At 65.7% G+C, this 20,991-nt stretch carries 19 protein-coding genes and 1 tRNA gene; 9 read left to right on the top strand and 11 right to left on the bottom strand.

All coding sequences use genetic code 11. The features are described from left to right. Positions 1-575 precede the first annotated feature (575 nt). Together HW466_RS29590 and HW466_RS29585 are read right to left on the bottom strand one after the other, a co-directional pair. Complete coding sequence (locus HW466_RS29590; RefSeq protein ID WP_151003663.1) at positions 576-1,106, bottom strand: cytochrome b; 531 nt, start codon at positions 1,104-1,106, stop codon at positions 576-578. Further along, positions 1,103-2,188, bottom strand: coding sequence for a catalase family peroxidase (locus tag HW466_RS29585; protein ID WP_151003665.1), 1,086 nt, complete (start codon positions 2,186-2,188; stop codon positions 1,103-1,105). The genes HW466_RS29590 and HW466_RS29585 overlap by 4 nt, the downstream gene beginning before the upstream one ends. Positions 2,189-2,345: 157 nt before the next feature. On the opposite strand from HW466_RS29585, the gene HW466_RS29580 reads away from it, so the two are divergent. Both HW466_RS29580 and HW466_RS29575 read left to right on the top strand, forming a co-directional pair. Then, positions 2,346-2,864: a sigma-70 family RNA polymerase sigma factor gene (locus tag HW466_RS29580; RefSeq protein ID WP_059450697.1), complete on the top strand. Its 519-nt coding sequence runs from the start codon at positions 2,346-2,348 to the stop codon at positions 2,862-2,864. Continuing rightward, positions 2,861-3,622: an anti-sigma factor family protein gene (locus tag HW466_RS29575; protein ID WP_151003667.1), complete on the top strand. Its 762-nt coding sequence runs from the start codon at positions 2,861-2,863 to the stop codon at positions 3,620-3,622. The genes HW466_RS29580 and HW466_RS29575 overlap by 4 nt, the downstream gene beginning before the upstream one ends. 405 nt (positions 3,623-4,027) lie before the next feature. Here the strand turns inward: HW466_RS29575 and HW466_RS29570 are convergent, their stop codons facing one another. Together HW466_RS29570 and HW466_RS29565 are read right to left on the bottom strand one after the other, a co-directional pair. Beyond that, positions 4,028-4,351 (bottom strand): hypothetical protein, encoded by a 324-nt coding sequence (locus tag HW466_RS29570; RefSeq protein WP_151003669.1) that lies wholly within the window; start codon positions 4,349-4,351, stop codon positions 4,028-4,030. A gap of 215 nt (positions 4,352-4,566) precedes the next feature. Beyond that, entirely contained in the window at positions 4,567-5,466 is a 900-nt protein-coding gene (locus tag HW466_RS29565) for an Imm72 family immunity protein (RefSeq protein ID WP_151003671.1), read from the bottom strand. Between the two features lie 544 nt (positions 5,467-6,010). On the opposite strand from HW466_RS29565, the gene HW466_RS29560 reads away from it, so the two are divergent. Further along, positions 6,011-6,087 (top strand) — tRNA-Val (locus HW466_RS29560). A 231-nt stretch (positions 6,088-6,318) separates the two neighbouring features. On the opposite strand, the gene HW466_RS29555 is transcribed toward HW466_RS29560, so the two are convergent. Then, positions 6,319-7,200 carry a sigma-70 family RNA polymerase sigma factor gene (locus HW466_RS29555; RefSeq protein WP_151003673.1) on the bottom strand — a complete coding sequence of 294 codons (882 nt, stop codon included), beginning with the start codon at positions 7,198-7,200 and terminating at the stop codon, positions 6,319-6,321. Then, on the bottom strand, positions 7,200-7,676 hold the full coding sequence (locus tag HW466_RS29550) for a carboxymuconolactone decarboxylase family protein (RefSeq protein ID WP_060109748.1): 477 nt from the start codon (positions 7,674-7,676) through the stop codon (positions 7,200-7,202). The genes HW466_RS29555 and HW466_RS29550 overlap by 1 nt, the downstream gene beginning before the upstream one ends. A gap of 268 nt (positions 7,677-7,944) precedes the next feature. Between HW466_RS29550 and HW466_RS29545 the strand changes: the two genes are divergently transcribed. From HW466_RS29545 to HW466_RS29520, 6 genes are all read left to right on the top strand, one after another. Continuing rightward, positions 7,945-8,259, top strand: a complete 315-nt coding sequence (locus HW466_RS29545) for a hypothetical protein (RefSeq protein WP_170296625.1) — start codon at positions 7,945-7,947, stop codon at positions 8,257-8,259. Between the two features lie 4 nt (positions 8,260-8,263). Further along, a complete protein-coding gene (egtB, locus tag HW466_RS29540; protein WP_060348703.1) occupies positions 8,264-9,493 on the top strand; it encodes an ergothioneine biosynthesis protein EgtB in 1,230 nt (409 codons plus the stop codon). After that, positions 9,477-10,490, top strand: a complete 1,014-nt coding sequence (egtD, locus tag HW466_RS29535) for an L-histidine N(alpha)-methyltransferase (RefSeq protein ID WP_059771416.1) — start codon at positions 9,477-9,479, stop codon at positions 10,488-10,490. The genes egtB and egtD overlap by 17 nt, the downstream gene beginning before the upstream one ends. A gap of 249 nt (positions 10,491-10,739) precedes the next feature. Beyond that, positions 10,740-11,042 (top strand): hypothetical protein, encoded by a 303-nt coding sequence (locus HW466_RS29530; RefSeq protein ID WP_151003675.1) that lies wholly within the window; start codon positions 10,740-10,742, stop codon positions 11,040-11,042. 56 nt (positions 11,043-11,098) lie between these two features. After that, positions 11,099-11,353 (top strand): hypothetical protein, encoded by a 255-nt coding sequence (locus tag HW466_RS29525; protein ID WP_151003677.1) that lies wholly within the window; start codon positions 11,099-11,101, stop codon positions 11,351-11,353. A 203-nt stretch (positions 11,354-11,556) separates the two neighbouring features. Next, complete coding sequence (locus tag HW466_RS29520) at positions 11,557-11,925, top strand: hypothetical protein (protein ID WP_059546663.1); 369 nt, start codon at positions 11,557-11,559, stop codon at positions 11,923-11,925. A 248-nt stretch (positions 11,926-12,173) separates the two neighbouring features. Here the strand turns inward: HW466_RS29520 and HW466_RS29515 are convergent, their stop codons facing one another. From HW466_RS29515 to HW466_RS29495, 5 genes are all read right to left on the bottom strand, one after another. Further along, the gene (locus HW466_RS29515; RefSeq protein WP_151003679.1) at positions 12,174-15,209 is read right to left on the bottom strand and encodes a type III restriction-modification system endonuclease; all 3,036 of its coding nucleotides are present in this window, start codon (positions 15,207-15,209) and stop codon (positions 12,174-12,176) included. Further along, on the bottom strand, positions 15,209-17,215 hold the full coding sequence (locus HW466_RS29510) for a site-specific DNA-methyltransferase (protein ID WP_174905989.1): 2,007 nt from the start codon (positions 17,213-17,215) through the stop codon (positions 15,209-15,211). Before HW466_RS29510 ends, HW466_RS29515 begins: the two co-directional genes overlap by 1 nt. Before the next feature lie 331 nt (positions 17,216-17,546). Next, positions 17,547-18,677: a porin gene (locus HW466_RS29505; RefSeq protein ID WP_059448022.1), complete on the bottom strand. Its 1,131-nt coding sequence runs from the start codon at positions 18,675-18,677 to the stop codon at positions 17,547-17,549. Between the two features lie 255 nt (positions 18,678-18,932). Continuing rightward, positions 18,933-19,610, bottom strand: a complete 678-nt coding sequence (locus HW466_RS29500) for a response regulator (protein ID WP_059797979.1) — start codon at positions 19,608-19,610, stop codon at positions 18,933-18,935. A 12-nt stretch (positions 19,611-19,622) separates the two neighbouring features. After that, a complete protein-coding gene (locus tag HW466_RS29495; RefSeq protein ID WP_059942066.1) occupies positions 19,623-20,990 on the bottom strand; it encodes a sensor histidine kinase in 1,368 nt (455 codons plus the stop codon). Between the last annotated feature and the right edge of the window lies 1 nt (position 20,991).

Here is a 20,991-nt window from a genome sequence, read left to right as displayed (position 1 = left end):
GTTCAAACCTGTTACTGTTTTCGGTTCTTTCGAACCGGTCGCTCACTCAAAGCTGACAGGAATATGAATCACTTCATAAACCTGACTTACTTTAGTGTGAGACTCTTGATACTTTTGCTATCTGATCCGAGGATCAGCTCGCTGCCATCAAGCGCCCACACTTATCGGCTGTTAATTTTTAAAGAGCATTTCTGCGGGAAACCTGGAGTTTCTCAGCAGCGCTGCGTTTTCAGCAGCAGAGAAGCGGAATTATTAACCACTTTTTAAAACTCGTCAACAACTTTTTAACTACTTCGTTGCGACGGGCTGCGGTTTAATTCCGTGTGCGCCAGGGGCCGCTACAACCGCCCTCTACCGCACCGCTTCCCTTCTTCCCCCGCGCCGTATTTCCGTTAGCGCGAAAGAGGCGAGATTCTAAGCATCTGCCCCGGTCTGCGCAAGCCCTTTTGTGAAAATATTTTGACATGCTGCGAGGAAGGCTACTGAACCCTCCTGGTGGTCATACATAAAGACACGGCGGGATTAGCCTCGGTCGCCCGTAAACAGCCCCGCCGTCTCGATGCAACCTCCGTCGCTCACCGCCCCACCATCGCCCTCACCACCCCGTCGCGCCGAATCAGCCCGTGATACAGCGCCGCCGCGAAGTGTGCGAGGAACGTCAGGAAGAACAGATACGCCAGCACGCGATGCGCGACCCGCAGCCAAGCAAACGCCACCGGATCGGCCGAGACCAGCGCCGGCAACTGCACACCGCCGCCCAGCGTCACCGGATACCCGCCCGCCGACAGCATCGCCCATCCGATCAGCGGCATTGCGAGCATCAGCGCGTAAAGCACGAGATGCGACCCATGCGCGGCAACTTTCTGCCACCACGGCAAATCCTCGGGCAACGCGGGCGGCTTCGACACGAACCGCACCACGATCCGCACGCAAACGAGCACCAGCACGGCAATCCCCAGCGGCTTGTGCAACGCGACCAGGAATTCGTGCCGCCCGGAAACCGACGCCACCATCCCCACTCCGATGAACAGCATCGCGACAATCATCGCGGCCATCACCCAATGCAGCAGCCTCGCCGGCAAGCTAAACGTCGTCGCCTTCATCATCGTCCCTCCGCACTCAGTCGCGCCGCGCCGGCCACGCCGGCCTCCTCACTCGTCCGGCGCAGATACGAATCCGCATAAGCCGCGGACCGCGCCGCCAGCAACGGATCGCCCGACACCTGTATTCCCTGCGGCAACACCGTCGGGTCGTAATTCACGTCGCGGCACGGCCCGCTGTCCTGCGGCTCGACGCGATCGAGCACGAGCGTGCCGGCGTCGATCGTCGTCCGCTGCGCGGGCCAGGTCTTCGTCGCGTCGTCCACCGGGTCGCCCGGCTCCGCCAGCGTGACCAGCAGTTTCCATTTCTGCGCACCGTCCGCGATGCGCCGCGTCAGGTCCTGCTGCAGCACGTTCGGATCCGCGGCCGTTGCGACGTCGCCGGCGCCCGTCGTCTGCTCCGGCACGACGCGCCACCGCACCGCCTGACGCTTGCCGGCTGCGTCGACGAAGTAGAACGCGTTCAATCCGTAATAGCTTTCGGTGACGTAGCTCGCGCTCGGCTTCGCACCCTTCACCCACGCGCGGAACGCAGCCGTCTCCGGGTGCGCGCCGAAAAACGCCTTCACCTTCTCCGGATCGGGCTTTCCCGTTGCCGGATCCGGCCGGGTCGCCAATAACTGCGCGTAGAACGCCTTCGGCGTCGCCACCGGAAACACGGGCATCGCGTTCATCCCGGTCCGCCATTGCTGGCCGTCCGGCGCGGTGAGCTTCAGCGCGAGGCTGCGGATCGGTACGCTGCTGTCGGGCGCATACGGATTCCCGCCCGGCAGTGCGAAGCGCCCGACCACCGGTGTGCGCACCGCCTTGAAGAACGGCGCGACCGAATACGCGCTCGCCGCGCCGTTGCCCTCGAAGTAACCGGTCACGCACACGCCCTTCGCGTGATTGCGCCGGAAGCCCGGATGCTCGCCGCCGGCCGTCTGCAGCGCGTCGACGAGCCGGTGCGGGGTCAGACGCGCCGGCGCCAGCCAGCCGCCCACATACCCGAAAGCCACGACCACGCCGGCCACCGCGCCGCCGATCACCGCCCAGCGCCACCACCCGCGCCCTGGCTCGCGCGGCGGCGAAGAAGAAGATTGCTTCATGGATGCACTCCCGATCATCAGATCATTGTCGAACGCGTGTAGGACGCCACCCGCGCCGCTTTATTCCATCAAGAAATTTTTCGTATGCTGAAGGAATAAGCGGCGCCGACCGGCGTCCTACGCAGCATCTCCACGCTTATCGGCTCGCGCCCCGGCCATGCCCTCCAACGCCCCCGACGACGACGCATTGCGCGAACTCATCCCCCGGCTGCGCCGCTTCGCGCTCTGGCTGGCGCGCGATGTCCATGCGGCCGACGATCTCGTGCAGTCGACGCTCGAGCGCGCGCTGTCGCGCTGGGCAAGCCGACGCGACGATGCATCGCTGCGCAGCTGGCTGTTCACGATCCTTTACCGGCAGTTCCTCGACGGCAAACGCAGCGCGAAGCGCTACGCATGGCTGCTCGGCCGCATTCGCGACGACGACGAAGCGCACTGGCCGTCCGCCGAACGCGAGGTGGCCGCACGCGCGACGCTCGAAGCGTTCGGCCGGCTTTCCGACGAACAGCGCAGCCTGCTGCTGCTCGTCGCGGTCGAGGGCTTCACGTACCAGGAAGTCGCCGAGCTGCTCGACGTGCCGATCGGCACCGTCATGTCGCGACTCTCCCGCGCGCGTCAGGCACTGCGCCGGCTCAGCGACGGCGAGCTTCCCGCTCCTTCTCTTCGCTTGATGAAATGAATACGCTCCGCCCCGACGAACACGATCTCCAGGCCTATGTCGACGGCCAGCTCGACGACGATGCGCGCGCCGCTGTCGAGCGATATCTCGCGCTGCATCCGGAGAGCGCGGAACAAGTGAAGCAATGGCAGCTGGATGCGCAGCGATTGCGGGCCGCGCTGGAGAGCGTGCGGATGCCTGGTGAGAATCCCGCGCTCGATCCGGCGGCGATTCGGGCGAAGCGCACCGAGCGCTCGCGGATGCGGTTCGCGATGGCCGCTTCGTTCGTGTTCTGTATCGGGCTCGGGACGCTCGGCGGATGGCAGGCGCGCGGGTGGAACGCGCCGCCGCCCATCGCGCCGATGAGCGATGCGGTCGAGGCTTATCGGATGATGGTGGTCGATCAAACCGCAAAGGTCGATTACCGGCCGACGGGTGCGGGCGATTTGCAAGGGTGGCTCACCCGGCGCGTGGGAGCATCGGCGAGGCTGCCGGATTTGAGTGCGGCAGGGTTCAGGCCGGTTGGCGGGCGGTTGTTTACGACGGACAGCGGCGCTACTGCCGCGATGGTGCTCTATGAGGACGATGCCGGGCGAACGCTGAGCTTCTACCTCCGGCCGGCGGAATCGAAACATCGGCTGCTGCCGGCCGGGCAACGTGTGGATGGCGCGCTGCTCGCGCGGTATGGGTCGGTGAATGGGCTCAATTATGCGGTGGTCGGGCCGGTGGATAAGGTCGCGGAACAGGCCGTCGTGCAGGCGCTCGATCAGCAGATTTGATGGGGGCGGTGTAAGGCCTGTCGGTGATCTCCGGCGGCCGTCGGCCCGCTGATTGGTGCAGCATTGTCGGCTTTGGCTGGCCCGCGTCCACCAAGTGCTTGCACAGGGCTCAGACTGGCTTTTCGGTGTGTTGTCCACATCAGTCATGACGGCAGCACGCGCGGTCATCGGTCTGCTTGATCGCTCTCGGTTTGCACAGTTTTTTGAGCTGCATTCGGGCGCGATATCCACAAGGCATTTGGTCGCGGCGGATTGCGTTCGGTGCACAGGCGATCAACTGGTTAGATGTGGCGGTTATCCACACGTGGTCCGACTCTGCAAACGTACGCGTTCAAAGTGCACGCAGGCGCCCGGTATCGCTGGATTTCCGCGCCGCGTGACGCAAATTCCGTGCGCTCGCATCATTTATTCCGCGTCGCTCAGCGCCCTGAGTTCGCGAAGGCAAGCGCTGCAGGTCGGTGTCAGCATACCGATCGCTGCCTCCATCGATTCGTCGTCGCTGAAACGATAGACGCCACAGTCCTCATACGTGGCGCCCAAATCAGCGATGTTTCCTCTCTCCGATTCGAGCATGAATCCCGGATATTCGAGCTCGTCGCGAACGAGCGTCAAAGGGACGACACCGTGATCGTCCCTCCAGTTCGCTCGATCATTGACGAGATCGCGAACGGCTCGAGTGACGCGCTCGCCGCCGACGTATCCGTGATGCGAACAATGTACTAACGGCATGAAGCCTCCGCTGGCTCGACACCGGGTCTCGAACTTTCGGCAATGTGTCGTCCGCTCGCTCCCGTCATTCGTCGACTGTATAAAGCCGATTATCTAGTCGGTTTGCTTTGCCTAGCCCTTCTTTCACTCGATCAACTTTGCGGTACCGCGACGAACCGTGTGGTCGTCGTGCGTGTGCCAATGCCCGACTTCTTGTGATGCTTGGGCTACGTGCATCACGGATTCGGGCTGATTAGTGGTTCCTGCTCCGGCTCCAGGAAATACTGCGATTCGTCGGGAGCGATGCCATCTATGTAACGTCGATCTTCCCATAACAATCGCCAGCGTGTTCGGATAAACAACCCCGTGACATCGTCCCGGAGGTTCGGTGCTCGAATGCCTCGAATGAAATAATTGAAGCAACCGTCGTTGCGCAGTCTGCGCTTGCCGATAGATGCGATGCCGAGCCACGTCGGCCACTCGACGGCGACGGGCTCCCAGATACCATCGCAAGGCACTCGCTGACCAGTCTTGATCACCGGGCCTGCAGTTTTCGGAACCTCGGGCAGGCGCTCAGGAAACACCGGATACGGAAGCGTGTGGAAGTTGCGCTTGTACGCATTCGGGGACAACAGCAGGCTTGCCGAGCGCAGCTTCGCGAGATCGCCGAATCCATTCCCCGGATCGAACGGCGCATACTCGACATGAACTTCCGACGCGTGCAGTAGCCGGGCCAGCGATTCAACCCTCGGCGGGTACGGGGCAGCCTGCGCACCGCGATCCCAGTAATCGGGATGAGGAAAAAAATTCGAGTCTAAAAAGTCATAACGCCTGCATGCATGCTCGAGCGGACCACCACGCTTCCAGACGAGCCGGTTCCCTCGGGCCAATTCGGACAGCCCGCGATCATAAGCCGCGAGAATTTCGGCAATGATCGGAAAGTGGCCATCATGAATCGGCCCGGGTTCCTCATCGGGCCATGTGCGCGCTGCATGCTCGTATGCGGCGGCGAATCTCGCAAACGCGTCGCGCTTGCGCGTCCAGAGCGACAGGCTGCTCACGCGTTGAAGCAGCCAAAAAATTTTGCGACGCGTGGCGTCGTCCGTCAGGTCGTATGGCGCCGTCGTGCCCATCATCATTGATCCTTGCGAGCCGGTGCGGCCGTCTGCCCGCGACCTCGATTCCGTGCGCATCTTCCCATACCGCCATCGCGGGCGTCCCTTGTTCGGCGAGGATCACAGTCGCCGGACTGTGCCTATCCAAAGGTGTTAACAGTGTTCGTATACATACGTAGTGATAGTTAACAAGCGCCGCGCCTCACAGTGGATAACCTCCGTAACATCCTGAATCTACACCGCGAAACGGAATGCATAACCGCGCGCGATGCACACGCAAAACTCTGTGCAGCACAGAACAACTTTTCGTCGATTCACAGCCGCGCCGACATATCCTCAATCGTTCCACTGTGAATCCAGAGGCTTGCGGGACGGTTATCCAGAGGGCGATGTGGATAACATCACGGCACACCGACACGTTTTGCTGTGATGCGAAACAACGAACCCGAGGTGGCCGGCATCGCCAGGCAACATCGATCGTCAGCGACGAACACATCCGATTCAAAAAATTTTCACGAAGGGGCTTGTGCTCCTCAAAAACCCTCTCTATAATTCGCGGCTTCTTAGGCTCGTAGCTCAGTTGGTTAGAGCACCACCTTGACATGGTGGGGGTCGTTGGTTCGAATCCAATCGAGCCTACCAACGAACAAAATGAAGGGGTCCGGCAGCGCGCATTGCCTACAGGCAATCCGGCTCGCCAACATACAAACGCCACGCGGCAACATCGCGTGGCGTTTTTCTTTTTGCGGCCGAAGTCACACATGCATTCGCGCGATTCACGCTGCGGCACGCAGCAGGCAATCGGCAACGCGAAGCAGGCAAGGGCAGGGCGCAGAGCACGAAAAACGGGCGCAAAGCCCCGCCCGTCAAGCATCAATGCAGATGCTTCAACTTGTCAGGATTGCGCACGACATAGATCGCGACGATCTTCCCGTCCTCGATCTCGAGCGCCGTCGTCTGCAGCTCGCCGTCGGCCTCCAGCGTGACGAAACCCGGCAACCCGTTGATGAACCCGGCCCGCACGAGTTTCGATGCGTGCGTCGCGAACAGCTCGGCCAGATACTCGTGCACTTTCATCACGCGTTCGAAGCCGAACACCGGCTTGCCGGCTGCCGAACGCTTGCCGCCGCCGTCCGAATGCAGGCTCACGTCCTCGGCAAGCATCGCGCCGAGCGCGCGCATGTCGCCGCTGCGTGACGCCGCAAAGAACGCCTCGGCCAACTCGATTCCGCGCTGCTTCTCGACATGAAACCGCGGTCGCGCCTCGCGCACATGCGTGCGCGCTCGCGCGGCGAGTTGCCGGCATGCGGCGGGCTCACGCTGGATCGTCGTCGCGATCTCGTCGAACTCGAGACCGAACACATCGTGCAGAAGAAACGCAGCACGCTCCAGCGGCGACAGCCGTTCGAGCGCGAGCATCAACGGCAGCGTGACATCCTCCTGTTCATCTTCTTCGACGACCGGCTCCGGCAGCCACGGGCCGATATAGGTCTCGCGCTGGTGCCGGGCGGACTTCAGCTGATCGAGGCACATGCGCATCACCATCCGGCGCAGGAACGCCTCGGGCACGCGCACCTCGGTGCGATCGACGTCCATCCAGCGGACGAACGCGTCCTGCACGATGTCCTCGGCGTCCGCGACGGAACCGAGCATCCGGTACGCGACGCGTATCAGCGTACGACGCAGCGGATCGAAGCTCGCCGCCGCGTCGGCCCGGTCTTCGGCATTGCCCGCGGCCGGATCGACGTTCGTCATCAGGCCACCATCTTCGCGGCAGCGGCTTTTGCTTCAGCCGGATCGATCCACAGCCCGAAGCCGACGGCCAGCCGGTTCCAGCCATTGATCACGTTGATCATCACCGTGAGTTTCACCTGTTCCTCCTGGCTGAAATGGTCGTTCAGCGCCGCATAGGCCGCTTCGTGCGCCGCGTGCCCCTCCGACAGTCGCGTGAGCGCATCGGTCCAGCCGAGCGCCGCGCGTTCGCGCTCGGTGTAGCAGGGCGCTTCGCGCCACGCGGCCAGCAGGTTGATGCGCTGCTCGGTCTCGCCTTGCTCGCGTGCCTCGACGGTGTGCATGTTAAGGCAGTTCGCACACGCGTTGATCTGCGATGCGCGAATCTTGACCAGCTCGATCAGCGTCGGCTCGAGGCTCCCGGCAGCGGCGACCGATACGGTCATCCAGTTCTTCATCAGCGCGGGGGCGGCGGCAAACGGATTGAGTTTCGCAGTCATGGTTCCTTCTCCTTTCGTGTGGGTTCCGGTGATATGACGAGCGAGGCACCCGCGCGTGTGACATCGGCGAGCAACTTTTTTTCAAAAGTCGGGGAGCGTGCGAAGGACAGGGCAGTTGAACATCGCTCAGAGGGCCGCGGCATCAACGATGCCGACATCGGGGCCGCTATCCACCGCATGACGCCGTTCCTCGGGCGAATCCGAATGGTCGACCTTTCACGTGTGCCGAGCGGTTGTCATGAGGCGTCGGTAATGTCGGCGCGCAGGCATGCTCATTGCGATGACGCTCCGGGCCAGCCATCACGGGCATCGACGGTTCGTGATGCCGCCGCCGCTGGAAGCACGATTGCTTTCATTTGTCTTTCGCATGCGTTTCACGCGAAATCCGATTCGCGACGTTCACATTTCTGGCCCATACTGTTCTGCACGGGCAGATGAAGTGAAGTCGCACCCAGCGGCCCGGCGCGCGCGCCGGCTGCCCGACGACGCAGCAATGAAGGTCGCACGTCAGCCGCGCGCATTCGAGCGCAAGGCTTTCCTTTTTCCGGCAACGCAACGCAGCGAATCGCGACGTGGACGGTAAACCGATGAGCCTCCCTGCATCCCAGCTTCAGCGCCGTTACCAGGACGTGCGCGCCCACAGCATCGCGTTGACGGCGACGCTGTCCGCCGAAGACCAGGCCGTGCAGTCGATGCCCGACGCCAGTCCGGTGAAATGGCATCTCGCGCATACGACCTGGTTCTTCGAAACCGTCGTGCTGATGCGCCGCGTGCGCGGCTACGCACCGTTCGACGACGCGTTCCAGTTCCTCTTCAATTCCTATTACGAAGCACTCGGCCCGCGCCATCCGCGGCCGCAGCGCGGGCTGCTCACGCGTCCGTCGCTCGCCGAGGTGCATGCGTACCGGCAGTACGTCGACGACGCGATGCTGCGCGCGCTCGACGGCGCCGATGCGGCGCTGCTCGCCACGATCGCGCCCGAGATCGAGCTCGGCCTGCATCACGAACAGCAGCATCAGGAGCTGATCGCCACGGACATGCTGCATGCGTTCTCGTGCAATCCGCTGAAGCCGGCGTTCCGGCCGCGTGACAGCGCCGACTCGCAAGCCGCGCTGGCCGCGGGCGATGCCGGCGCGTTGCGCTGGCTGCCGCAGCCGGGCGGGCTGGTCGAGATCGGCCACGACGGCGACGCGTTCTCGTTCGACAACGAACGGCCGCGCCATACGGCGCTCGTGCGTCCGTACGAGATCGCGAACCGCCTCGTGACGAATGCGGAATTCGCGGCCTTCATCGCGGACGGCGGCTACGCACGCCCCGAATACTGGCTGTCGGACGGCTGGGCGACGGTGCAACGGGAAGGGTGGCAAGGCCCCGCGTACTGGATTGCGGACGACGGCGGTGCGCCGGACACCGTACCTGCATGGCGCGCGTTCGGTCTGCACGGCGTGGAGCCGCTCGCGCCCGACGCGCCGGTGTGTCACGTGAGCTTCTACGAAGCGGCCGCGTACGCGGAATGGGCCGGCGCGCGCCTGCCGACCGAATTCGAATGGGAGGCGGCGTTCGGCGCGGACGGCATTCGGCAGATGCTCGGGCACGTGTGGCAGTGGACGCGTTCGTCATACGAGCCATATCCGGGCTTTCGGCCGCTGGCGGGCGTCGCCGCCGAATACAACGGCAAGTTCATGGTCGGCCAGCAGGTCCTGCGCGGCAGCAGCATCGCGACGCCGCCCGGGCACGAACGGCCGACGTACCGCAATTTCTTTCCGCCGGCCGCGCGCTGGCAATTCACGGGAGTGCGACTTGCGCGAGACGTCTGATCTGACGGCCACGAGCGGTGGCCTGCAACCCGCCCGCGATTCGCGGCCGAGCGCGTTCGAGCGCGACCTGATCGACGGACTGTCGCGTACGCCGCGCAGCATTTCGCCGAAATACTTCTACGATGCGGCCGGCTCGGCGTTGTTCGACCGCATCTGCGAACTGCCCGAGTATTACCCGACGCGTACCGAGCTCGGCATCCTGCGCGATCGCGCGGCCGAGATCGTGCGGCGCGTCGGCCCGCATGCGGACATCGTCGAATTCGGCGCGGGCTCGCTCGAGAAGATCCGCGTGCTGCTCGACGCGTGCGCGGACAACTACGCGAACGCGCCGGCGCGCTACGTGCCGATCGACATCTCGGCCGACTACCTGCACGGCGCCGCTGCGCGGCTGCGTGCCGCGTATCCGTGGCTCGACGTCGCGCCGATCGCGGCCGACTACACGAAAGCCGAGCAACTGGCCGAGCTGACGGAAACGCCGCGCCGGCGCGTCGGCTTCTTCCCCGGCTCGACGATCGGCAACTTCTCGCCGGAGGAAGCCGATGCATTCCTGCGCGACGCGGCGCGGCTTTTGCGCGGCGGCGGCCTGCTGGTCGGCGTGGATCTCGTGAAGGACGAGCGCGTGCTGCATCGCGCGTACAACGATGCGCAGGGCGTGACCGCGCGGTTCAACCTGAACCTGCTCGCCCGCGCGAACGCGGAGCTCGGCGCGGACTTCGATCTCGACGCGTTCTCGCATTGCGCGTTCTACGACCGCGACCGGCAGCGCATCGAGATGCATCTCGTCAGCGGCATCGCGCAAACGGTGCACGTGCGCGGTCACGCGTTCCGCTTCGAGGCCGGCGAGCGCATTCACACGGAGAACTCGCACAAGTTCACGATCGACGGCTTCCGCGCGATCGCGCGCCGTGCGGGCTTCGAGCCCGACACCGTGTGGACCGACGCGGACAACCTGTTCAGCGTGCACTGGCTGCGCAGCGTCGACGATATCCGCGCATAACGTCGCTCCATCAGCCGGCGCGGCGTGCGCCGCCGCCGCGCTTTCCGGCAAAAATTCCCGCCTTTACCGATTCGGTGCGCCGTTGCAACGGCGTGTCGAATCGCCTTTCATCCTTGCCCGGCAAGGCTTTGCAGCCCCCGGTAAACGTCCGTTACCGGTCTCGCAGACCGGTTTCACCTGTGTCTGCGCCCGGTGCCTAGACTCCAAACCGTAGTCACATGACGCACGACACGTGCAGGGAGTCGCGAAATGAGCAAGAAACTTATTCTCGGTGCAGTTCTCGGTGTAGCGGCGCTGGCAGCTTCGGGCGTCGCATCGGCCCACGTCGACCTGTCGGTCGGGATCGGTGTGCCGGGCGTCTACGCGGCGCCGGAACCCGTGTACGTCGCGCCGCCGCCGCCGGTAATGTACGCGCCGGTGGGCTATCGCGACAACGACTGGCGTGCGCGTCAATGGCGCGAACACGAGTGGCGCCGCCGCGAATGGCGCGAGCACGAGTGGCGCGAGCGCGCGTGGCGTGACGGCGACGGCTGGCGCGGCCGCTGGAACTGAACCGGGCGACCGGCTCGCGGGAAGACGGATCACGACGGTGAGAGGAGAGTGATCGCATGAAGCCCAATCGATACATCGGATCGTGCGCTGCGGCTGCAATAGTTGCGTTCGCAACGATCGGCAGCGCGCACGCGGCAGGCTGCATGAAGGGCGCGGTGGTGGGCGGCGTCGCCGGCCACTACGCGGGACATCACGCGGTGGCCGGCGCGGTCGGCGGCTGCATCGTCGGCCATCACATGGCGAAGAAACACGAGCAGGAAGCGGCCGCGCAGCGCAATGCGGCCGCGCAGGGCGGGCAGCCGGCGAACTAAGCGCGCTCACGGGCGGAAACGGTGCGACGATGCCGTTTCCGCCTTTCACCTTCCTTCATTCGACGACGAGCGGCCGGCAAGTCGCCCATTGATCCGATGAATGCGCATCGCGCACGCCGTTACGATCATTTACAACGTCGAGTCGCGCGGAAATCGCGTGTTCCTAGAATGCAATCATTCGAACACGCTCCAGGGAGCAAACAATGAAAACGCAACGATATCTGTCCGTGTTGGCCGCCGCGCTGCTCGCATTCGGTGCCGTGTCCGCGAATGCGGCAGCGGGCGGGAATGGCGGCGGCAACGGCGGCGGTCATGGCGCCGGCGGCATGGGTGGCAACGCGGGCGGCATGTCCGGCGGCCACATGAGCGGTGAAGCGCTGAGCAACTCGAACGGCATGCACGCGGGCGACCGCGACAAGGGCCTCGCGCGTGCAGCCGACCGCTCCGACACGATCGCCGATCGTGCGGGCACGCAGCCGGGCCACGGTCACGGTCGCACGCATGGCCATACTGCACATGCATCGACGTCCACGCATCACGCACATCGCAATGCATTCGGCCGCACGCTTTGACCGCGGCATGCGCATGTGAAGAAAGGGCGCTTCGGCGCCCTTTTTCATGGTTGCGGCGCAACGGAGGCGTCGCGCATCGGCATCGCATCGACCCCGATTTGCAACCAGCCGTAACCGGTCGCTCGAGCACGCGAGGATACGAATCGCTTTCACGCGGATGACGCACCGATTCGCCCCCGCAGCGACGGACGCATCGCAGCGTCACGGTCCGCTACATGAAAAAAGGGCGGCTCGCGCCGCCCTTCGTTTCAACGTCCCGCGTGCGCTCGCGGCGCGGTGGCCGCAACGGGCTCGAACAACGCATCGGCGTGCCTGACACGCACGAACCGCGCGGCCTCGCCGCCGTCTACCAGCGCGCGGAAATGCGCGTCGCCGCATGCGAGCTTCGCGCGCTCGTGCTCGCTCGTCACGTCGCCGTCGGCATTCGGCGTATCGACGACGAAATAGAGCCGCTCGCCGTCTTCCTGCTCCGCGAGCACCGCCCAGTCCGGGTGATAGCTGCCAAGCGGCGTCGGCACGCGGAACCACGCGGGCAGCTTCGCGTACAGCTTCACGCCGTCGTGCGCTTCGAGTGCATCGGCGAACGCACGCTCCGCGTCGGTCTCGCACACGACGGCCTCGTGGATCGACTTGCGCGCATCGGGCCGCAGGTTGCGCAGGTAGCCGGTCAGCGCCTCGCTCTCGAACGATTCGAGCGCATGCACGTGGCGTTCGCCGAGCTTGCGGTACGCGATGCCCGCCACCAGCGCGAGCCGCTTGCAGCGGTTGATCGCATCGGCGGCCAGCGCGATGAACTGCTGCGGATTCACGCGGAAGTCGTCGAGCCGGCCGCTGTCGGCCAGGATCGTCGCGAGCGAGCGGCGCGTGAGCTGCGTGCGGTCCTGCAGTTCGGTGAGCAGGTCGGGCAGCGGCAGCTCGCCCTCGTCGATCAGCACCGTGCCGGCGCCCGCCACCTCGACCGCCTCGACGCCGGCCTTGCCGATATCGATCTCGGCCTTGCGCCACTGCAGCCGCGCACGCGCGATGTCCGGCGCGTCGCGCAGCGCGGCCGTGCAATCGCGCACGAGCTTCGCGTTGTCGAACTCGACGCTGTACACGGTGCGATGACGGATGCGGTCCCACAGCGCGCGGAAGTCGTCGCCGAACACGACGGCCTTGCCCGATGCATCGCGCCGCAACGCGATCGCGCGACGTTCGTCGGCATTGCGCACCGCGAAGCGGCCGGACAGCTTGCGCAGCGTCGCGACGATCGGCGCGCGCAGCGACTCGAACGCCTCGGGCAGCACGAGCGCGCTCTGGCGCAGCGCATCCTTCAGCCGGTCGAGCACCTTGCCCTGCGCGTCGACGTAGCCCTGCTCGTGCAGATGCGCCCACAACACGCGCGACAGCTCGATGCCGAGCGCATGCGCGGGCCCGTCGCCTTCCTGCACCGGCAGCGCCGCGAACTGGTGTTCCTCGACGATTCCGAAGCGGATACCGGTGTCGGCCTCGATTTCCTTCTGCAGGTTCTCCGCGAACGATTCGTAGCGCTCGGTCGCGATCACGGTGAGCGTGTTCACGCCCGGATCGCGCACGCGTTCGCCGTCCTGGTCGACGGCCAGGCGCAGCCCGCGGCCGAGCGTCTGGCGGCGCTCGCGTTCGGTCTGGATGTCGCGCAGCGTGCAGATCTGGAATACGTTCGGGTTGTCCCAGCCTTCCTTGAGCGCCGAGTGCGAGAAGATGAACTTCAGCGGCGTGTCGAACGACAGCAGCGCTTCCTTCTCGCGCATGATGAGCCCGTACGCGCGCTCCGCGTTCTCGCGCGCGGCGGCGCTGCTCTCGCTCGTGTCGGTCCAGCCGCCCTTGCGATCGATCGAGAAGTAGCCGTTGTGCGCGCGCTCGACTTCGAGCGCGACGTCGACGCCGTCGAACAGCGCACGGTAGGCCGGCACGCGCGCCGCGCGCGCATATTCTTCTTCGAAGATCAGCGCGTAGTCGCCCTTCACGGGCATCCCGTTCTCGTCGTAGCGCCGATAGCGCTCGACCGAGTCGACGAAGAACAGCGACAGCACCTTCACGCCGCGCTCGGCCAGGCGCAATTCCTTGTCGAGATGCTCGCGGATCGTGCGGCGGATCATCTCGCGCTGCACGGCGAGCGTGTCGATGTCGCCGAACGCCTCGCCGAGCGACAGGAACGCCTCGCCTTCCGGATGGCGCAGCTCGACGTATTCGGCCCCCTTCACCGCATGCACCTCGCCGATGCGCAGCCCGGCGTACAGCGCACGCCGGGTCAGGCGTTCGAGATCGTCGCCGTCGGTCGCCGACACGATCTGGCGCTTCACGCCGGCCGCGGTCGCCACGTCGAGCTCGATGCGCGCGCTGATCGCGCCGCGCCGGTTCGACACGCCGACGAGCCGCACGTACGGCTTGTTGTGCGCATCCTCCACAATCGCCGACGCGATCTCGATCTGCTTGACGAGCTTGCGCTCGTACGCGTCGACCGCATCGAGCCGGTAGACCATGTGATGGCGGTCGACGTGCGTCGCCGAATAGCGCAGCGTGCAGAGCGGCGCCATCGCGGCGAGCGCTTCGCGCCCGCGCCCCTCGAGCCCGCCGTCGACGCTTTGCGGCTCGTCGACGATCACGATCGGCCGCGTCGCGCGGATCAGGTCGATCGGCTTCTCGCCGCCGGTCTTCTCGCTGTCCTTGTAAAGGTTGTTGATCTCTTTCTTGTTGATCGCGGCGACGGTCATGACCATGATCTGGATCGCCGCGCTCGCCGCGAAGTGGCGCACCTGGCCGAGCTTCGCCGAGTCGTACAGGAAATAGTCGTACGGCACGCCCGCGTACAGCGCGCGGAAATGATCCTCGGTGATCGACAGCGTCTTGTGCACGCCTTCCTTGATCGCGATCGACGGCACGACGATCACGAATTTCGTGAAGCCGTAGCGGCGGTTCAGCTCGAAGATCGTGCGCAGGTAAACGTAGGTCTTGCCGGTGCCGGTCTCCATCTCGACGGTGAAGTCGCGCGAGTCGGGCGGGCCGGACGGCGGCAGCCCGCCGCGCAGCTGCACGTCGGCGAGATTGCGCGCGAGCGCGTCGTCGGTCAGCGACAGCCGGTTGCCGACGCCTTGCTCCGATACCGCGAAGCCCAGCGAGCCTTGCGCGGCGGCCGTCGTGCCGGGCGCCGCGTTCGCGAACACGCTGAAGTCGCCGCGATACGATTCCTGGCCGCGAAACAGGTCGCAGACGGCGTCGATCGCCTCGCGCTGGTAGTCGAGATCCGCTTCGAAATGCAGCCGCATCACAGGCTCCGCACGCGCTTCACGCCGTGCTGTTCGAGCAGCGCGGCGAGATTGAGCTTCGCGACGTCGTCGACGAAGCCGCTGTCGCGGAACAGGCACGTGACGTCGCGCGTCGCGCCGCTCGCGTCGAGCAGGTCGACGATGCCGTCGGCGAGCGGGCCCGCGTCGTCGCGCGCAATGCGCGCATCGAAGCACGCGACGATCGCGCGGCCGATCAGGTGCACGGTCTTGCCCGCGACCTGGTGATGCTCGACCGGCGTGCACAGGTCGAGGCCGAGCTTGAGCGTCAGCTCGGCGAGCAGGTCGTCCTCGCTGCGGCCGGTCTTCACGTGCTCGACGGACGCGAAGAGCGCGTGATCGAAGTCGTCGCGGCGCGGATCCCATTCGATCACGTTGGTCGTGTCGAGCCGGTACACGCGGAAACCGAGATCGCCATAGCTCTCCGGAAAATCGCGCGCGACCTGCTGCGCGGCGCGGCGCAGGCGTTCCTTCGTGATTTCCGCGAGCGTGAGCGGCTTCTTCAGCTTCGCGCAGAAATCGGCGGCCGCCAGCTGCGTCTTGTCGCGGCGGTCGAGCGCCTCGGGCAGCTGCACGAGGATGTAGCGCCGTGCGCCGCCGTCGGTCGCGTTCACCTGCATCACCGCGTGACCGGTCGAGCCGGAGCCGGCGAAGCAGTCGAGCACGATGTCGTCGCCGCGCGTGCACCAGCCGATCACGGCGGCCGCGAAGTCGACCGGCTTCGGCTGGTCGAACGGGATGCCGAGCGTCTTCAGCAACGCGTCGTCGGAGCCCGCGAACGGCAGCACCGACGGCACGTTCTCGTACATGTTCTCGTCGAGATAGTAGATGCGCTGCGGCTGCGTCGTTTCATCCGGGCCGAACTCGATCTGGCCGCGCTCGATCAGCGCCTGCATCGTCGCGGGCGGGTTGCGCCAGCCGCGTGCCGGCATCGCGCACGGCTTGCCGGTGACCGGATGGATCAGCGGCGTGAAATATTCTTCCGGCGCTTTCTTCTTGTTCGGCCATGCCATCGACACGAGGCGGTACACGCGCCCGTCGGCCGACAGCCGGTCGTACATCACCTCGCCGCCCGACAGGTTGGTCTGCGCCTTCATCCACGCGCGGTAGGCCTTTTGCGCATCCTTCGCGTTGCCGCTGCGGTACACCGCGTCGTGCGCGGCATCCAGCATGCGCTGCGCGTTGCGCTTCGGGCGCTTCAGCGGCGCCTGCTCGAGCAGCGTCTCGGCGTTGCGCGCGAACAGCACCAGCGATTCGTGCTGGTACGCGATGCCGCGCGCATCGCCCTTCGGATTGCGCTTGTCCCACACGGCGACGCCGAGCTCGTTCTCCTCGCCGAAGATCTCGCGCAGCATCAGCACGAGCGCATGCACTTCGTGCTCGTCGATGTGCACGGCGATCAGACCTTCGTCGGACAACAGCGCGTGCGCGAGCTTCAGGCGCGGATACATCATGTTCAGCCAGTCGGTGTGGAACCGGCCGTTCGCCTCGGTGTTGGTGCTGCGCTTCACGCCGCCTTCGGTCTGGCCCGTCATCGCCAGGTAGTGGCGGATGCTGTCGCTGAAGTCGTCCGGATAGACGAAATCGCTGCCGGTGTTGTACGGCGGGTCGATGTAGACGAGCTTCACCTTGCCCGCGTAGCTCTTGTGCAGCAGCTTCATCACGTCGAGGTTGTCGCCATCGATCACGAGATGGCGCGTGTCGTCCCACGCGACGCTGTCGCCGGGGCACGGACGCAGCGTGCCCGTCGACGGCGTGAGCGCGGCCTGGCGCGCGCTGCGCTTGCCGTGCCAGTGGAAGCCGTAGCGCTCGTCGGCGGCGCCGACGATGCGCTCGCCGACCAGCGCCTTCAGCACGTCGACGTCGACCGACGCACCGTCCGGGCCTTCGGTCACGAGTTCGGGGAACAGCGCCTTCAGGCGCGCGACGTTGTCGGCGATGAAATCCGTCGACATCGCCTGCGGGCTCTCCGCATCGAGTTTCTGCATCGTTTTTTCCATCGGAGCCCGGCCGCGTGCGCCAGGACATCGGGCGCACTCGCGGCACCGGCGGCAATGGCCACCCGGGCAAACCCGAAACGCTAGCGAGTCGGTCGGCGCAGGTCAAGCACCGATGCGAGGCGAGTGGGCGCGCATCGGCCGGGAAACGCCCGTCCGACGGGCCGCGAGCGGCTTGCGGCCCGCGTGTCGCGGCGCTGCGCGCATCGCGCTTGCAGAACGAAGAAAAAAGGGCACGTTCAGCGCAATGCGCCGCCGTGCCCGCATGGAGAATCCCGAACGAGAAGGGTACGGCGGGGCGCGACGCGCCCCGGCCGCGGGGTCAGAAGCGCGTGCGGATGCCCGAGGTCAGTTCGAGCTGGTTCTTCGCGCCGAACGTCGACGACACCTTGTAGCCGCCATGCAGCTTCATGTAGTCGCCGGCCAGGTACAGCTCGGTGCGCTTGCTCAGGTGGTAGAACACCGATCCGTAGATCGTTTCCTTGAAGCCGTTGCCGACGCCGTTGGTCAGGCTGAACGCGCCGAGGTTCGCGTTCGGCGTGAAGCCGTCGGCGTTGTACGCGGCGTTCTTGATGCGCATCTGCTGGTAGCCGAGCTCGTAGTCGAGCGGGCCCTTCGGCGCGATCTTCATCGACACCGTCCACGAATCGTCGTGGCGCTGGCCGAGCGAACCCTGATCGCCGTTGTAGCGGAAGTAGCCGGCATTCAACCGCACGATGCTGAACGCGTAGTTGCCGCCGACGGAGAACGTCTGGTTCGTGAAACCGCCGTGATTCACGTGGTTGTAGAAGCCCGACACGGCGAACGGCCCGCCGTTGTAGCCGAGCGCGACCTGGTACGCGGAGCCGGTCGCGAACGCGGTCGAGTTGCTGAACTGGTAGCCGGCGCTCGCGAAGATGCCGTTGCTGAACAGCTTCTTCCACGCGAGGCCGTTGTTGTAACGCGTGCCCGTCGGGCCGGCCGCGTAGAAGATCATCTGCTTGAAGTTGTTCGAGTTGGTCCAGCCGCCTTCCTCGGTCGTGAGCTTCGCGGAACCGTACGCGTCGCCGTAAATTGCTGCTGCGTCGCGCGCGATCGTGTTCTGGAAGCCGGCCGTCAGCTTGCCGAAGCGCTCGTCCTCGACGCCCACCCACGCGTCGCGGTCGAAGATCTGGCCTTCGTCTTCCATCTGGCCGTTCGCGACCACGAATTCGCTTTCGAGGCGGAAGATGATCTTCGTGCCGCCGCCGATGTCCTCGGCGCCGCGCAGGCCCCAGCGGCTGCCGCTGAACCACGGCTCGCCTTCGTTGCCCATGCCGATCACATGGTTGCCGTTCGCGTCGGCGTGGGTCCGGTAGGTCGGAAAGCTCAGGTCCATCAGGCCGTAGAGCTGCACGCTCGACTGCGCGTGCGCCTGGGTGCCGGCGCACAGGCCTGCCGCCGCGATGGAAAGGGCAAGGGTTTTTCGTTTCAAGATCGTCTCCTCCGAGCTGCCGCATTGAAATCTGTTCGTTGGCAGTACGTAATGTATGCCGAATGGTGCCGGCCACAGCGAGGAGGCCGGCGTGTAGCATCGTAGAGGGTGCAATCCTTCACGCCGCTTTCCCGGAGGAAAGAATCGGATCGGTGAAAACACCGAACGCGCAACAATCACGAATCGGGCAGGCGGGCCGCGGGTTGCCGGGACGTTACGTGCTACGAATCGATACCGACGTCCGACGGACGGCCGTCAGTGCTGCGCGCTCTTCTCGCGCAGGATGTAGCCGAGCCCGCGCAGCGTGATGATCTCGGCCGTGCTGCCCGCAAGATGCTTGCGCAGCCGGTGAATGTAGATGTCGATCGCATCCGCGCTCGGTTCGTCGTCGAGCGCGAACACGCTGTCCATCAGCCGCGCCTTCGATACCGTCTTGTTCTGCTGCAGCATCAGCGTTTCGAGAATCGCATGCTCGCGGCGACGCAGCGCGAGCACGGCGTTGCCGCAACGGAATTCGCGCGTGCCGAACGCGTAGACGAGATCGCCGCACACGAGCTGCGTCGTGCCCACACCGGCCTGCCGGCGGATCAGCGCGCGGATCCGCGCGACCAGCTCGCGCGATTCGAACGGCTTGACTACGTAGTCGTCGGCGCCGGCGCCGAAGCAGTCGACCTTGTCGTCGACCGAGCCGTGCGCGGTCAGCATCAGCACCGGCACGTTGTCGTTGCGGCGCCGCAATCGCGCGAGCACTTCCTTGCCGCTGATGCCCGGCAGCCGCATGTCGAGCAGCACCGCGTCGTAGCGCTCGGTCTTCAGCACGGTGTCGGCGCGTTCGCCGTCGCCGACGCAGTCGACCGCGAAATCCTCGCCGCGCAGCAGGTTCACGATCCAGTGCGCGAGTTCGGCGTTGTCTTCGACCAGCAGGAGTTTCATGGTGCCTTCTCTTCAAGCGTACGCGGGCAGCCGCACGGTCACGACGATACCGCGATTGCCGGGGCCCGGCGCGAGCGACGCGCTGCCGCCGTGCGCCTGCGCGATCTCGCGCACGATCGCGAGGCCGAGGCCCGAGCCTTCGGTGTCGGCCGACACGCGGTAGAACCGCTTGAACACGTGCGGCCGCGCTTCGGCCGGAATGCCCGGGCCGTTGTCGACCACGTCGAGCACGACCGCGTCGCCGTCGCGCCGTGCGGCGACCGTCACGCAGCCGCCCGGCTGCGTGTAGCGCACCGCGTTGTCGACGAGGTTCATCACCAGCGCGGTCAGCAGGCTGTCGCTGCCCGCGACGTCGAGCCGTTCGCCGAGATCGGCGCCGAGGTCGATGTCGCGCCGTTGCGCGAGCACGATCGTTTCCTCCAGCACGCTCGACACGACGGCGGCCAGGTCGACGCGATGCGTGAGCAGCGTCGACGGCGTCGCTTCCGCGTGCGCGAGCAGCAGCAGCTTGTCGGTCACGTCGGCCATCCTGCGACTGCTGCGCTGCATGCTGTCGAGCACCGACGCGAGCTCCGCGTCGTTGTGCTCGCGCTGCTGCGCGTACTGGATCTGCGTGTCGAGCACGGCGATCGGCGTGCGCAGCTGGTGCGCGGCGTCGGCGATGAAGCGGCGTTGCGTGGCCGTGTGCGTATTGAGCCGCGCGATGCACTGGTTGATCGCGTCGACGATCGGCCGCAGTTCGTGCTGAAGCCGCTCCGGGCGAATCGGCTCGAGCTCCATCGGGCCGCGGTCGGCAACGTCGTCCTTGAGCTTCATCAACGGGCGCAGCTCGAGCGTGAGGCCGAGATACACGAGCACGACCGCGAGCACCAGCATCAGCGACAGGCGCACGAGCTGCGGCCGCCAGATCGTCGCGACCATCGCGTCGTGCGAGCGCGTCGTCTTCGCGACGACGACCGTGACCGTCTCGATCTGCCCTTCGTCGTACAGCTGGCGATCGTAAGCGGCCGCGCGCAGCCGCACGCCGTCGAGCGACGTGTCGTACAGCGTCGGCTCGGCGTCGTGACGCTCGGGCAGCGCGAGCGCCGGGTTGCCGGCGAGCAGCCGGCCGTGGCCGTCGATCACCTTGTAGAACACCGAATCGCGCGACGGCGACTCGAAGATCTCGAGCGCGGCCGGCGGCACGTCGGCGACGGGCAGCCCGTTGCGCCATTCGACGTCCTCGCCGATCGTGCGCGCGGACGCGACGAGCGCGCTGTCCTGCACGAGCGCGGCCGTGCGCCGCGCGGTGTCGTACGACATCGCGCCCGCGATCAGCACGAACGCCGCGAGCGGCAGCAGCAGCCACCACAACAGCCGCCCGCGCAGGCTGTGCGCCATT

The sequence above is a fragment of the Burkholderia territorii genome (assembly GCF_902833055.1).
In the GTDB taxonomy this organism is placed as follows: domain Bacteria; phylum Pseudomonadota; class Gammaproteobacteria; order Burkholderiales; family Burkholderiaceae; genus Burkholderia; species Burkholderia territorii.
This window is presented reverse-complemented; position numbering and strand designations above follow the sequence as displayed.

What these genes read in the sequence shown, in the direction of transcription:
- HW466_RS29590 (WP_151003663.1), bottom strand. Translation starts at nt 1,106, where the DNA reads ATGATGAAGGCGACGACGTTTAGCTTGCCGGCGAGGCTGCTGCATTGG.
- HW466_RS29585 (WP_151003665.1), bottom strand. Translation starts at nt 2,188, where the DNA reads ATGAAGCAATCTTCTTCTTCGCCGCCGCGCGAGCCAGGGCGCGGGTGG.
- HW466_RS29580 (WP_059450697.1), top strand. Translation starts at nt 2,346, where the DNA reads ATGCCCTCCAACGCCCCCGACGACGACGCATTGCGCGAACTCATCCCC.
- HW466_RS29575 (WP_151003667.1), top strand. Translation starts at nt 2,861, where the DNA reads ATGAATACGCTCCGCCCCGACGAACACGATCTCCAGGCCTATGTCGAC.
- HW466_RS29570 (WP_151003669.1), bottom strand. Translation starts at nt 4,351, where the DNA reads ATGCCGTTAGTACATTGTTCGCATCACGGATACGTCGGCGGCGAGCGC.
- HW466_RS29565 (WP_151003671.1), bottom strand. Translation starts at nt 5,466, where the DNA reads ATGATGGGCACGACGGCGCCATACGACCTGACGGACGACGCCACGCGT.
- HW466_RS29555 (WP_151003673.1), bottom strand. Translation starts at nt 7,200, where the DNA reads ATGACGAACGTCGATCCGGCCGCGGGCAATGCCGAAGACCGGGCCGAC.
- HW466_RS29550 (WP_060109748.1), bottom strand. Translation starts at nt 7,676, where the DNA reads ATGACTGCGAAACTCAATCCGTTTGCCGCCGCCCCCGCGCTGATGAAG.
- HW466_RS29545 (WP_170296625.1), top strand. Translation starts at nt 7,945, where the DNA reads ATGCTCATTGCGATGACGCTCCGGGCCAGCCATCACGGGCATCGACGG.
- egtB (WP_060348703.1), top strand. Translation starts at nt 8,264, where the DNA reads ATGAGCCTCCCTGCATCCCAGCTTCAGCGCCGTTACCAGGACGTGCGC.
- HW466_RS29530 (WP_151003675.1), top strand. Translation starts at nt 10,740, where the DNA reads ATGAGCAAGAAACTTATTCTCGGTGCAGTTCTCGGTGTAGCGGCGCTG.
- HW466_RS29525 (WP_151003677.1), top strand. Translation starts at nt 11,099, where the DNA reads ATGAAGCCCAATCGATACATCGGATCGTGCGCTGCGGCTGCAATAGTT.
- HW466_RS29520 (WP_059546663.1), top strand. Translation starts at nt 11,557, where the DNA reads ATGAAAACGCAACGATATCTGTCCGTGTTGGCCGCCGCGCTGCTCGCA.
- HW466_RS29515 (WP_151003679.1), bottom strand. Translation starts at nt 15,209, where the DNA reads ATGCGGCTGCATTTCGAAGCGGATCTCGACTACCAGCGCGAGGCGATC.
- HW466_RS29510 (WP_174905989.1), bottom strand. Translation starts at nt 17,215, where the DNA reads ATGCAGAAACTCGATGCGGAGAGCCCGCAGGCGATGTCGACGGATTTC.
- HW466_RS29500 (WP_059797979.1), bottom strand. Translation starts at nt 19,610, where the DNA reads ATGAAACTCCTGCTGGTCGAAGACAACGCCGAACTCGCGCACTGGATC.
- HW466_RS29495 (WP_059942066.1), bottom strand. Translation starts at nt 20,990, where the DNA reads ATGGCGCACAGCCTGCGCGGGCGGCTGTTGTGGTGGCTGCTGCTGCCG.